This is a genomic window from Cupriavidus sp. PB-02 (assembly GCF_058252315.1).
The window spans coordinates 2,209,640-2,222,851 of sequence record NZ_CM177694.1; the positions used below are offsets into that span (position 1 = coordinate 2,209,640).

Below are 13,212 nucleotides of genomic sequence, written 5' to 3' on the forward strand. Positions count from 1 at the left end.
GGTCCGCTAGGGCTCCCACTCCAGCATAGGCTTGCAACAGACAACAAACTCACACGCCTGGAATCAGGCACTCCCCTGCCCGGCCCGGCGCACTGCCCAGGCACCTCCGGCCAGTGCGGCGACGGCCAGCACCAGTGCAAACAGCATCGCGCCCGATGCCAGCCCCACGGCGTCGATCAGGTACCCCGTCGCCACGGGCAGCAGACCCGCCGGGATATAGCCGCCGATGTTGAGCACTGCATTGGACTGCGCGCGATGGCTGTCAGGCATCTGCAGGCCGATCAGGGTCAGGCCTCCCAGTTGGCCGAGCCCCTGGCCGGCCCCGGCGAGCAACGCTGCGGCGATCAGCGCTGGCACCAGCGAGGCGTGGATGGCCAGCGCCAGGCTAGCCATCGCCAGCACTGTGGCCGACGCGCTGCCGGCAAAGATTCGCGCCACCGGCCATTGCCGTACGGCAAGCTGCACGCCGACAGCAGTGAAAAACATCGCGCAGGCCATGCCGCCTGCCAGCAAGGGACTGCGCACTTCGAGCAGCCGTGCCAGGAGCGACGGCCCGAGTGCCAGCACGAACGAGGTTGCGGTGATGCCCGGGCCGAAGGTGGCGATGCCGTACCAGACCTGGCGCCGGTTGCCGACGGGCACGTGCGGGAGTTGCAGACTAAGGGAGCGAGCCGCCCGTGTGCTCCGTCCGGGCAGGCGCAGGGCTGCGATCAGCGCACTGACCAGCACCAGCGCCTCGACTGCAAAGATGGGCAGCACCGGTTGCGCCAGCGCCTGGGCCAATCCACCCGCCAACAGCGGCCCCAGGCCGGCACCGAGCACCATCGCGATGGAGGCCAGCAGCGCCGCCCGGCGCTTGTGCTCGGCGCCGCCGGCATCGACCACCGCCGCCATGCCGGCTGAAACGATCACGCCCACGGCCACGCCGGCCAGCAGCCGGCCCACGGCGAGCATGCCGATCGAGGTGGCGCTGGCGAACAGTCCGCAGGCAACCAGCGCGGCGACCAGGCCGGGAATCATTACCGGCTTGCGCCCGTAATGGTCTGATAACTGCCCCGCTACCAGCAGCGTCCCCAGTAATCCGGCGATGTAGAGCGCAAAGATGACGGTCAGCATGCCAGAGGAAAAGCCCAGCTGCTCCTGCCAATGCACGTAGAGCGGTGTGGTCGAGTTCGACAGCATGAACACGGCAGTGACCAGCCAGGCGGCCGTCCACATGCGTGCCGGTGGGGAGGCAATGGCGGGGTTGGCGACGCTGGCAGTAGAGGTAACGGACATGACGACACTCCTGTACGAGATTTGTCGAACTATAGAGCAGTTCGAGAAATCTCGTACAGGTGCTATAGTGAGTGCACCATGAGAACCACCGCCACCGGCACGCCAGCCAATCTCCCGCCACCGCTCGAGGAACCCGCCGTTGAAGACCTGCGGCTGGAAGTTATCCTGGGCGCACTGGCCGATCCTCTGCGCCTCACCATCGTGTACAAACTGATGCGGGAGTCGGATGCCTACGACCACCCCTGCGGATGGTTCGGTTTCGACCGGCCAAAATCGTCTCTGACCCACCATTTCAAAGCCTTGCGCGAAGCCGGGGTGATCCGCCAGCGGCAATATGGCCTGGAACGGCGCAGCCGGCTGCGCCGCGAGGATCTGGAAGCGCGTTTCCCTGGCTTGCTGGACTTGGTGGAAAACTGGCAGCCGCCGGAACGAAGCGCCAAGCGCGCGTAGCGACAACAAGGAATCCGGCGCGCCGAAATCCATGTACCCTGCGAGGGTGGCGTGTGAGCCCCAGCGCGCCGGCCGGTTGGCCTTTCCCGGCCGGGTCACACGCCGGTCCTTGCACACATCCACCCGGAGACTGCGGCATGGCCATCCAGCTCAACCACACCATCGTCTTTTCTCATGACAAGAAGGTGTCCGCCGACTTCCTCTGCGAGATCCTCGGACGCCCCGCGGCCGTGCCGTTCGGGCCGTTTCTTGCCGTACGGCTGGACAACGACGTCACCCTGGATTTCATGGACGCGGAAGGCGATGTTGCCCTGCAGCACTACGCCTTCCTGATCAGCGACGCCGAATTCGAGCAAAGCTTCGCCCGAATCCGCGCACGCAAGCTGATGTATTGGGCGGACCCGTATCGCCGCCGCCCCGGCGAGGTCAGCACGGACGATGGCGGCCGCAGAATCTATTTCGAGGACCCGAGCAAGCATTTTTTCGAGATCTTCACGAAGGGATAAGACGCATGCGCATCGAGGGCAAGAGGCGGCGCGACGACCGCCACGGGCTTCGACATTCCGCCCCCGAGGCGATATGAGGTTCCGCAAGCGCTGCGGTGCCTTGGCGGTCGCGGCCGCGGCGTTCACGACGACGGGGGCGGCGCAGGATTTCGATGACATCGAGCGGCCGTTATGGGAAGCCGGCCTTGGCGTCGGGGGCATCACGTTGCCGCACTATCGCGGATCGGACGAACGCGCCAACCTCCTGTTCCCGGTGCCCTACTTTATCTACCGGGGCGAACATTTCCGCGCGGACCGCAATGGCGTACGCGGCAAGCTGTTCGATAGCGACCGGGTCTAACTCAACGTGAGCCTCGGCATCTCGCTACCCGTGAAGAGCCGGAACGACCAGGTCCGCAGCGGCATGCCCGACCTGAAGACCGCGGTGGAAATCGGCCCTTCGCTGGCAATCACGCTGTGGCATTCCGCTGCCGACCGCGCCCGCCTCGATCTGCGGCTGCCGGTACGGCTGGCCGTGACTGTGGAATCGTCGCCAAAGGCGATCGGCTGGATCTTCTCGCCGAACCTGAACCTGGACGTCGCCAACGTGGGCGGCTTCGCCGGCTGGAATCTGGGGCTCACGGCGGGGCCGATCTTTTCGACCGCGCATTACAACCGGTACTTCTACTCCGTCGAAGAGCAATTCGCGACCGCGGCACGCCCGGCCTACGAGGCGCATGGCGGATACTCGGGCAGCATGGCGCTGGCTTCGCTGTCCAAGCGCTTCCGCCATATCTGGTTTGGCGCCTTCGTCCGCTACGACCGGCTGGACGGTGCGACATTCGAGAGCAGCCCGCTGGTCCGGCGCAACGACGCGCTCGCTGCGGGACTGGCGCTGAGCTGGGTCTTTGGCGAATCGGCGACGCGCGTGCCGAGCCGGGAATAGCGTAGCTCCAAGAGTGTTGGTTTTTGCTGGTGGCGCATACGCCGCGAGTTTGTATTCGCCCAACATTTGCTCCGTCCATCGAACGAATTTTGGCTCATGACGGGTCTGCAACGGCACCTTTGCCGTCAGCATCCAGTGGCACAGCTTCTGCGTATAGGAGAAAGGACGCCCGCTGCGTTCTTCCTTCCTCACCGCAAATCGGAGTACCACCATGACTCGCCAGTTCGCTAACACGGTTTTCGCCATCGCCACCATTGCAGCCGCATGCGTCGCCAGCATTGCCCAAGCTGCCACACCACGCGACAACACCATCCGTATGGACATGCGCGACGTGTACAGCGACGGCGCACGGGCCAGCCGCTTCGATGCTTTCAGCGAAGGTGGCCACGCCATTGCACCCGCCGGCGACGAGCGCTCCCTGTCGGGCCTGGACCGCAGCGGTGTATCGGCCGATCCCGCGCGCAAGTTCGACGTCTACACTGACGGGGCTCTCGCCGGCATGGACCGCAGCGGCGTATCGGCCGATCCCGCGCGCAAGTTCGACGTCTACACTGACGGGGCTCTCGCCGGCATGGACCGCAGCGGCGTATCGGCCGATCCCGCGCGCAAGTTCGACGTCTACACCGACGGTGCCGTGGCCGGCATGGACCGCAGCGGCGTATCGGCCGATCCCGCACGCAGGTTCGACGTCTACACCGACGGCGCCTTGGCCTGAACCCGCGCTTGCCAAGCCCCGGCTTTACGGCTGTGTTGAGGCCGGGGGGATGCACGCGACGGCCGAACCGGCCCGGCTATTTCGCGACCCCTGAATGGGAAGGCTGCGATGCATCCGGCATCTCCGCGCTGATCCGATGCACGGCAATCCCCTCTATCGGATCCAGTGGCTCGCGCCAGGGGGCACGCTCCAGTGCATATTGCGTGTCCTTGTACCCGGCCCTCCAGCGGCGCTCGATCCCACACGTGGAGAAGTCGATATCGCGGTGCATGTCGTAGCCGTCGAGTTGCGGCGCATCGAGCTCGACCACGTGCATGGTCGTCCCACACCCCCAACCTAGCAGTTCCTGCACGGCGGCCTGCCCGCGTTCGCCTTCCGGAATATGCTTGCCCAGTTCGCGGATCACATGCCGCAGGCGGTGGATCTGCCGCTGCCGCTCCAGATGGGATTCCGCCCGGCTGGAATACTGGATGTCCCGCAGCCGGCTCATTACCTCCCAGATGGAATTGGGCTCCGGACCGCTGGTGGGCCAAAGCTGCACCGCGAAGATCAGCGAGCTGAGGCGCGGGCGGTCATCGAGAATCGCTTCGAGCGGAGTGTTCGAATAGATGCCGCCGTCCCAGTATGGCTCGCCTTCGACCTGTACCGGGGGGAAGCCAGGTGGGAACGCTGCGGAAGCCATCACGTGATCGACGTTCAGCGGCGCGTCACGGTTGGTGAAGTAACGCATGCGGCCGCTGCGGACACTGACCGTGCCGACCGTCAGCCGTGCGTGCCTGGTGTTCAGGTAGTCGAAGTCGACCAGTTTCGCCAGGGTCGCGCGCAGCGGCGAAGTCGAGTAGAACGCCGCCTTGGCGAGGCCGACAGTGGCCTGTACGCCCCCCCACCAGACATCGGGGCTTGGGGTGAAGAACGAGGGAATGCCCCGGGTTGTGACCGCCAGCACCCGCATCCAGTCCTCGAATGGGCGAAAGCTGCCGCTCCCGGCGGCGCCGCGATAGGCAACGCCATCCCAGAACTGCTTGAGCCGGGAGAGCCGCCGCTCTGGTGGATTGCCCGCGATGATGGCCCCGTTGATCGCCCCGATCGAGGTGCCGATCACCCACGCCGGCTCGAGCCCCGCCTCATGCAAGGCCTGGTAGACGCCCACCTGGTAGGCACCAAGCGCACCGCCACCTTGCAGAACCAGCACGACCTGGCCCGGTAGCTCTGTGCGCGGCGCTTCAGCTTGCGCGGGCGCGGAGCGTGGTGCTTTTTTCTTCTCGCCCATTGTTCCCCCTTCTTGTCGTGGCACAGGGACGCTGACTGTTCGCTAGTATCGCCCCACGTATCAGGGTCGGCAATTGCCGCTTCGGCCGACCGCAGCGCGTTTGGGCCGGCGCCTGAGTGGCCTTTCGGATACCGGAGCCCCTGCCCGCGCGCCAGCACATGCCGATGGCGGGGGCAAGCCTTGCGGGTAGATGCAGAATCCGACAGCGCGGCGGTGCACTGCGCTGCCTATGCTAGACAGAAGCGGCATCGACCCGGCCGGGTAGCCGCGCGGTCCAATCCCGTTTCAAGGAGATGACGATGAGCAAGCGCTTGAGTGAGGAAGGCATCGATCTGCTGTTTCGCGAGGCACGCACACACAGCGCGTGGCTGAACCAGCCCGTGAGCGACGAGACCCTGCGGCAGCTCTATGACTTGATGAAATGGGGGCCGACCAGCGCCAACTGCTCTCCCGCGCGCATTCTGTTCCTGCGTACCCCCGAGGCCAAACAGCGCCTGTTGCCCGCGCTGGCGCCAGGCAATGCGGAGAAGACCATGGCCGCACCGGTCACCGCCATCATTGCCTATGACATCAAGTTCTACGAACTCCTGCCCAAGCTGTTTCCGCATGCGGACGCACGCTCCTGGTTCGCCGATACCCCGGAGCTCGCGCTGGCTACCGCGAGGCGAAACAGTTCCCTGCAGGGCGCGTACTTCATCATTGCCGCCCGCTCGGTGGGGCTCGACTGCGGGCCGATGTCCGGCTTCGACAATGCCAAGGTCGATCACGAATTCTTTCCCGCGGACCCGAAGGACAATGCCTTTCAGCTCGAACATTTCCCGGACAGCCACGTGAAATCGAACTTCCTGTGCAATCTGGGCTATGGCGACCCTGCCAAGCTGTTTCCGCGCGGCCCCCGCCTGGAATTCGACGAGGCGTGCAAGCTGCTCTGAAGGAGGTAGTACTCAGGCCTGTAGCCGCAACTCCTGCAGCAGCGTCGGCACCAGCTCGGACACCGTGGGATGGATGTGCATCGCGCGGCTGATGGTGGTATAGGGTGCCTTGGCATACATGATGTCGAGCAGTGAGTGAATCACCTCGTCGCCGGTCACGCCAAGGATCGCGGCACCCAGGATCATCCGGGTATCCGCGTCGACCACCATCTTCATGAAGCCCTGGCTCTCGCCCTTCTCCACTGCGCGCCCGACGCGGCTCATGGGGCGAGTGCCGACCAGCAGCTTGCGTCCGGATTGCCGGGCTTCTGCTTCGGTCATGCCGATGCGGCCGAGCGGAGGGTCGATGAACATGGCATAGGCTGCGATGCGGTCCGTCACCTTGCGGGGGTCATTGTCGAGGAGATTGGCAGCGACGATCTCATAGTCGTTGTACGACGTATGCGTGAACGCACCGCGGCCGTTGCAATCGCCAAGCGCCCAGATGCCGGGGACGTTGGTGCGCAACTGTTCGTCCACCTTGATATAGCCGCGTTCGTCGGTCTCGATCCCGGCCTTGTCGAGGCCCAGGTCCTCCGTGTTGGGCACGCGCCCAACCGCCAGCAGCAGGTGCGAGCCGTGGACGTCGCGCGCCCCGCTCGCACAATCCAGCCCGACGGCAATGTGATCGCCTTCCCTGCGTGCGCTCAGGCAGTTGGCATCGAGCCGGATTTCGACCCCCTCGCCTTCCAGGATCTCCCGCACTGCTTGCGACACATCCTCGTCTTCGCGCTGGACCAGGCGCGGGCCTTTTTCGACGACGGTCACCCTGGCCCCAAAACGCCGGTACATCTGGCCAAACTCGAGGCCAATGTAGCTGCCGCCAATGACGATCAGGTGGTCCGGCAGGAAATCCACCTCCATCATGCTCGAGTTGGTGAAGTACCGTACCTGATCCAGCCCGGGCATGGGCGGGACCAGGGCCCGGCCGCCGACGTTCACGAAAATCTGGTCGGCCTCCAGCAGCTCGCCGTTGACCCGAACACTGTGCGCGCTCTCGAAGCGGGCGTGACCGTGGTAGACCGTGCCGTTCCCCAGGCCGCGCATCCACTGTTCCACACCGCTGCTGGAATGGCCGGAGATTTCGTCCTTGCGTGCCTTTACTTGCTTCATGTCGACGGCGACCGGCCCGCCGATCACCACGCCGTACTCGGCGGCCCGTCGCGCCAGCTGGGCTGCATACGCGCTCGCGATCAGGGTTTTGGTGGGAATGCAGCCAGTGTTCACGCAAGTGCCGCCAAAACGCGCGCGCTCGATGACAGCCACTTTCATGCCCGCGCCAGCCAGCCGCGCGGCCAGTGCGGGGCCGGCTTGTCCGGTGCCGATGATGATCGCGTCGAATCCTTGAGCCATCACGATTCTCCTTGCCCTTGTACCGTGGTCGCTGCAGCAAAGCCACAAACAACTTTAGGTGAAATGAGCAATGAGGGGGCGTCAAGGGTTCATGCACCCCCCTCGGAGATTCCAACCGATCACACATCCAGGCCGGAAGTGCCCGCGCGGCGCTCACGCATACAGCGGATTCGGCTTGGCCGGGTCGATCCCATACTTGCGGATCGCCTCGGTCACGCGGGCCGCGGGAATCACTCCCTCGTCGGCAAGTGCCTTCAGCGCGGCAATCGTGACCCAGTAGCGGTCCACCTCGAAGAAGTGGCGCAGGGCCTCACGGGTATCGGAGCGGCCGAAACCGTCGGTACCCAGCACGACATAGCGCTGCGGCACATAGGCACGGATCTGCTCCGCCAGCGCACGCACGTAGTCGGTTGCCACAATCACCGGGCCTTTCGCATCCTGAAGCAGGCGTGTCACGTGCGGCACGCGGCGCGGCGCTTCGGGGTGCAGCAGGTGTTCGCGCTCGGCGGCCTGGCCGTCGCGAGCCAGTTCGGTCAGGCCCGGAACACCCCACAGGTCGGCGGCCACGCCCCAGTCCTTGTGCAGCAGGTCGGCGGCGGCAATCACCTCGTTGAAGATCGTGCCGGCGCCCATCAGTTGCACGCGCGGAGCGGCATCGTCGGCATCGGCCTTGCGGAACGCGTACATGCCCTTGAGGATGTCCGTCGCGACCGTGTCCCCGGCCGGCATGGCCGGCTGGGCATAGTTCTCGTTCATGACCGTGAGGTAGTAGTAAACGTCTTCCTGCTCGGCCACCATTCGACGCAAGCCGTCCTGCACGATCACGGCCAGCTCGTACGCGAAGGCGGAATCGTAGCTGATGCAATTCGGCACGGACGACGCCCACAACAGGGAATGACCGTCCTCGTGCTGCAGGCCCTCGCCGTTGATCGTCGTGCGTCCCGCGATGCCGCCCAACAGGAAGCCACGGGCGCGCATGTCGCCGGCAGCCCAGGCGAGGTCACCCACGCGCTGGAAGCCAAACATCGAATAGAAGATGTAGAACGGCACCATGGTCTCGCCATGCGTCGAGTACGACGTGGCTGCGGCGATCCAGTCAGCCATGCCGCCAGCTTCGTTGATGCCTTCCTGCAGGATCTGGCCGGTTGCCGACTCTTTGTAAAACGTCAGCGTATCGGCGTCCTGCGGCACGTAGTTCTGGCCGTCCTGGTTCCAGATGCCGATCTGGCGGAACAGGCCCTCCATGCCGAACGTGCGTGATTCGTCCGGCACGATCGGGACAATACGCCTGCCAAGCACCTTGTCCTTGAGCAACGTGCCCAGGATGCGCACGAAGGCCATCGTGGTCGACATGCCCCGCCCTTCCGGCGTGCCCTGCAGCAGAGTGTCGAACGCTGACAGCGCCGGCACGGGCAGCGACTCGGCCTTCTGGCGCCGCGCCGGCAGATATCCACCGAGCGCCTCACGCCGTGCCCGCATGTAGGCCAGTTCCTTCGATCCCTCCGGGAAGCTGACATAAGGGACATCCTCGATCTGGTCATCGGCGATGGGCAGCGCGTACTTGTCCCGGAGGGCCCGCAGCGCATCCACCTGCACCTTCTTCTGCTGGTGGTTCACGTTGGCAGCCTGGCCCTGCTCCCCCATCCCGTAGCCCTTGATCGTCTTGGCGAGGATCACGGTCGGGCTGTCGCCGCCTCGCGCGGCTTCCGCGAACGCTGCATAGACTTTCTCGGGATCGTGACCGCCCCGGTTCAGGTTCCAGAGCTCATCATCGGTGTAGTCGGCCACCAGCGCCTTCAACTCAGGCGTATTGAAGAAGTGCTCGCGCAGGTAGGCGCCCGACTTCGAGCGGTAGGTCTGGTATTCGCCGTCGACCACTTCCATCATGCGTCGGGTCAGCGCGCCAGTCTTGTCGCGCGCGAGCAAGGCATCCCAGCGGTCGCCCCACAACACCTTGATCACCCGCCAGCCGGCGCCCAGGAAGATCGACTCCAGTTCCTGCACGATCTTGCCGTTGCCGCGCACCGGGCCATCCAGCCGCTGCAGGTTGGCATTGATCACGAAGACGAGATTGCCCAGTCGCTCGCGTCCGGCCATGCCGATGGCGCCCAGCGATTCCGGCTCATCCATCTCGCCGTCGCCCAGGAACACCCAGACCTTGCGGTCGTCGGTCTTTGCGATGCCGCGGGCCTGCAGGTACTTCATGAAGCGGGCCTGGTAGATCGCCATCAGCGGCCCCAATCCCATCGAGACGGTGGGGAACTGCCAGAAGTCGGGCATCAGCCAGGGATGGGGGTAGGAGGACAGCCCCTCGCCGCCCACTTCACGGCGGAATTTGTCGAGGTGCTTTTCGGTCAGCCGGCCCAGCAGGAAGGCACGGGCGTAGATTCCCGGCGAAACGTGGCCCTGCACGAAGACGAGGTCGCCGCCATGATCGGCGGTGGGCGCGCGCCAGAAGTGGTTGAAGCCCACATCGTAGAGCGTGGCGGCCGATGCGAACGAGGCAATATGCCCGCCGACGTTCGAGGTCTTGCCAGCCCGCACCACCATCGCCATCGCGTTCCAGCGCGTGTAGGCCCGGATGCGGTGCTCGGTTTCGGCATCGCCCGGCATACGCGGTTGCCGGTCGACGGCAATGGTGTTGACGTAGGGCGTACCCGCGGCATGCGGCTGCGATTGCCCGCGCAGACGCGCATGGGCAATCTGCCGCTCGATAAGGTAGTGGGCGCGCTGCGGGCCGACGTTGTCGATGACCCCTTCGATCGCCTCCAGCCATTCCGCGGTTTCTCGCGGATCGTCGTCGCGGGCGTCGGCGGTCGACTCAATCTCGGAATTTTGCGTTGCGTACATGGGAGTCTCTCTCGGGTGGTTGTATGGCCTGGAACTGAGTATAGACTATAACTACGACTTTTCAAGTCGTAGTTAAGCCGTGCATCTCGGCTACGAAACCAGTTCAACGGCAAGCTCACGACGGAAGCAAAAGCAAAGAGGGCGATCCAGTGGATCGCCCTCTTTCACTATTGCTCGCGCGGTCAGGCCACGACGATGCGACGGGGGTCGGCCAAAGCCAGTGCTTCGGCACGGTCAGCACTTGGCGGATAGATCCACTCGGTGTTGATCTGCGTCTTCAGTGCCTTGGCTTCCGCGCCCACCAGCTTCACCTGGCGATCCCAGCCCTCGGTATAGACCGCGCCCCACGGACCCAGGTCCAGACACGTCACGTACTTCGGCTGGCTGTAGGGAAGCTGCGCTTCACCCAGGAGGTCCGCTGCCACGTTGTGACCTGCGGACCGGCCCAGATTCATGGCGTGCTGGCAAGACATCATCGTGACGTTGCCTTCGTCATCGGTGGCGGCACGGGCGACATCACCGGTGGCGTAGACCGTATCCAGGCCCTTGACCTTCAGGTTGCGATCGACATGAAGGCGGCCGAAGTTGTCGCGCTCCGCCGGGATCTGGGCCGTGAGCGTGCTGGCGCGAGCGCCCGCGGTCCAGATGACGGTGGCGGACTCGATGCGCTCGCCGTTCTCGAGCGTGACGCCATTCGCATCCACAGCCGCGACACCGGAGCCCAGCTTCCACGTCACACCGAGTTCGCTCAGTGCCTGCGTGATTACCGGACGCGGGCCGGCACCCAGATCGGGACCGACTTCATTGTTGCGCTCGACCATGATCACGTTCACGGCCGCGCCATTGCCAAACACCTCGCGCAGACGGGCAGGCAGTTCCGCAGCAGTCTCGATACCCGTAAAACCGGCACCGGCGACCACCACCGTGTTGCGCGCTGCGCTTTCGGGGCGGCTGGCCAGGCTCTCGATATGGGCCTCAAGCTGCGCGGCATCCGCCACCTGGTCGACATTGAACGCGTGCTGGTCAAGACCCGGGATCTGCGGCCGGAACAGGCGGCTGCCGGTAGCGAGGACCAGGCGGTCATAGCCAAGCTTGCGGCGCGACGTATCCACGCCCACGCCCGCCAGTTCGACTTCCTGGCTTGCCACATCGATGCGTTCCACGACACCCTGGATGAACTTGATGCCAACAGCCTTGAAGATCTCCTGCAGCGGAGCTTTCATGCCCGCCGGGTTTTGCTCGTAGAGCCGCGGACGAACATGCAGTTCGGGCTCCGGCGCTACCAGCGCGATCTCCACGTCAGTGCGCCCCACTTCATCCAGCAGGCGGGCCGAAGCCAGTGCGCTCCAGAAGCCGGCAAAGCCGGCGCCGATAACAAGAATGCGTTTGGACATGTTTCATGCTCCTGAATAATCTTCGGTTTCATCTGACCAGACAGGGTCCACGCCTGGCGTAGCGGCCTGATCAGCTCGACGCCAGCCTACGACTGCGCGCCTTAACTACGATTGTATGAGTCGTAGTTAAGATAACGCAAGAATTTTTTCAATGACTCGTTCAAAACCGAAGGGGTCTCGCGCAACGGCTTGCGCTCGCGCGAGCGATCGACTATGTTTACTACGACTGTACAAGTCGTAGTTATAGAGCGAAAAAGGAGCACATCATGAAACAGATCGGATGGGTTGGCACCCTTAGCGCGGTTGCCCTGGTGGCCACAGGCGTTGCTGCCTGGGCGGCGGGGTCCGGGTCGGAGTGGGCAGTGCACGGCACGCCCCACTCGTTAGTGGCAGGCCAGGACTTGACAGGGGTCTCCGCCCCGCCCGGCCGCACCAATGGCACGGCCGACGAAGGCGAGGCGAGCAAAGCGTCGGGGCCGCCGTATAAGTCGCTGCCTCAGCAGGCCCGGGGTGGCGCATCCCAGACTGGAATCGCCACAAGCTGAGCGGCGTCCCGCTAGATCGCCGACTTTTTCACCGCACCCGTAGCAAAGAATGCCTGCAGGTTCTCGAACACCAGTTCGGCCATCGCCTGGCGTGTCTCATGCGTGGCGCTGGCGACATGCGGGAGCAGCACGACGTTGTCCAGTTCGAACAGCGCCTCGGGCACGTGCGGCTCATCCTCGAACACATCCAGTCCGGCCCCGGCGATGCGCTGGTGAACCAGCGCATCGACGAGTGCGGCCTCGTCCACCACGGTGCCGCGCGCGATATTGATCAGGAAGCCTTGCGGACCCAGTGCGTCGAGGACGGCGGCGGAAACCAGGTGGCGCGTCGACGGGCCGCCGGCGGTGGCGATGACGAGGTAGTCGGCCCAGCGCGCCAGGTTCTCCAGCGACGGCTCGTAGGAGTAAGGCGCATCGTCGGAGCGGTTGCGGCTGTGATAGCGGACCTCCATGTCGAAGCCGGCTGAGCGGTGCGCGATCACGCGCCCGATGCGGCCCATGCCGATGATGCCGAGCCGCTTGCCGCTCACGCGCGTGGCCAGCGGAAACTGCCCCTTGGGCCATTCGCCCCGGCGCACGAAGCGGTCCGCGGCACTGATCTTGCGCGATACGTCCATCAGCAGCGCAAAGGCGGTATCGGCGACGCAGTCGTTCAGGACATCCGGCGTATAGCCCACGGCGATGCCGCGGCCGCGTGCGGTGTCGAGGTCGAGCTTGTCCAGGCCCACGCCGAAGCTGGAGATCACGCGCAGCGACGGCAAGGCGGCCAGCAGCACGGCGTCGGCACCTATCGCGGCGCGCGTGGTCAGGGCCACGAACTCGCTGCCCTGGCGGGCGAGGAAGCCGGCGGGGTCGGTCTCGGTCCAGAACGGATGGACGTCGTAGTGTTCGGCGAGACGCGCTTCGATGGCTTCCGGCAGGCGGCCGTGCTGCAGCAGGCGGGGTTTCATGCGAT

10 protein-coding genes and 1 pseudogene are annotated in these 13,212 nt (G+C 65.0%); 5 read left to right on the forward strand and 6 right to left on the reverse strand.

The features are described from left to right. Positions 1-63 precede the first annotated feature (63 nt). Positions 64-1,278 (reverse strand): MFS transporter, encoded by a 1,215-nt coding sequence (locus AC10V3_RS10400; protein ID WP_490922185.1) that lies wholly within the window; start codon positions 1,276-1,278, stop codon positions 64-66. 78 nt (positions 1,279-1,356) lie between these two features. On the opposite strand from AC10V3_RS10400, the gene AC10V3_RS10405 reads away from it, so the two are divergent. The 4 genes and pseudogenes from AC10V3_RS10405 to AC10V3_RS10420 all read left to right on the forward strand — a co-directional run bounded on the left by AC10V3_RS10405 (position 1,357) and on the right by AC10V3_RS10420 (position 3,874). Beyond that, entirely contained in the window at positions 1,357-1,728 is a 372-nt protein-coding gene (locus AC10V3_RS10405) for an ArsR/SmtB family transcription factor (protein ID WP_022535169.1), read from the forward strand. 137 nt (positions 1,729-1,865) lie between these two features. After that, the gene (locus tag AC10V3_RS10410; RefSeq protein WP_022535170.1) at positions 1,866-2,234 is read left to right on the forward strand and encodes a VOC family protein; all 369 of its coding nucleotides are present in this window, start codon (positions 1,866-1,868) and stop codon (positions 2,232-2,234) included. Between the two features lie 73 nt (positions 2,235-2,307). Beyond that, positions 2,308-3,159: pseudogene (locus AC10V3_RS10415) on the forward strand (MipA/OmpV family protein). Between the two features lie 211 nt (positions 3,160-3,370). Then, positions 3,371-3,874: a hypothetical protein gene (locus tag AC10V3_RS10420; RefSeq protein WP_022535172.1), complete on the forward strand. Its 504-nt coding sequence runs from the start codon at positions 3,371-3,373 to the stop codon at positions 3,872-3,874. 76 nt (positions 3,875-3,950) lie between these two features. On the opposite strand, the gene AC10V3_RS10425 is transcribed toward AC10V3_RS10420, so the two are convergent. Beyond that, complete coding sequence (locus tag AC10V3_RS10425; protein WP_022535173.1) at positions 3,951-5,144, reverse strand: patatin-like phospholipase family protein; 1,194 nt, start codon at positions 5,142-5,144, stop codon at positions 3,951-3,953. A 299-nt stretch (positions 5,145-5,443) separates the two neighbouring features. On the opposite strand from AC10V3_RS10425, the gene AC10V3_RS10430 reads away from it, so the two are divergent. Further along, positions 5,444-6,076 carry a malonic semialdehyde reductase gene (locus tag AC10V3_RS10430; RefSeq protein ID WP_022535174.1) on the forward strand — a complete coding sequence of 211 codons (633 nt, stop codon included), beginning with the start codon at positions 5,444-5,446 and terminating at the stop codon, positions 6,074-6,076. 12 nt (positions 6,077-6,088) lie between these two features. Here AC10V3_RS10430 and AC10V3_RS10435 read toward each other — a convergent pair whose 3' ends face one another. From AC10V3_RS10435 to AC10V3_RS10450, 4 genes are all read right to left on the reverse strand, one after another. Then, positions 6,089-7,468: an FAD-containing oxidoreductase gene (locus AC10V3_RS10435; protein WP_022535175.1), complete on the reverse strand. Its 1,380-nt coding sequence runs from the start codon at positions 7,466-7,468 to the stop codon at positions 6,089-6,091. 153 nt (positions 7,469-7,621) lie between these two features. After that, the gene (gene aceE / locus AC10V3_RS10440; RefSeq protein WP_022535176.1) at positions 7,622-10,318 is read right to left on the reverse strand and encodes a pyruvate dehydrogenase (acetyl-transferring), homodimeric type; all 2,697 of its coding nucleotides are present in this window, start codon (positions 10,316-10,318) and stop codon (positions 7,622-7,624) included. A 182-nt stretch (positions 10,319-10,500) separates the two neighbouring features. Then, the gene (locus AC10V3_RS10445) at positions 10,501-11,712 is read right to left on the reverse strand and encodes an NAD(P)/FAD-dependent oxidoreductase (RefSeq protein WP_022535177.1); all 1,212 of its coding nucleotides are present in this window, start codon (positions 11,710-11,712) and stop codon (positions 10,501-10,503) included. 556 nt (positions 11,713-12,268) lie between these two features. Then, positions 12,269-13,207: a 2-hydroxyacid dehydrogenase gene (locus tag AC10V3_RS10450; protein ID WP_022535179.1), complete on the reverse strand. Its 939-nt coding sequence runs from the start codon at positions 13,205-13,207 to the stop codon at positions 12,269-12,271. Positions 13,208-13,212 lie beyond the last annotated feature (5 nt).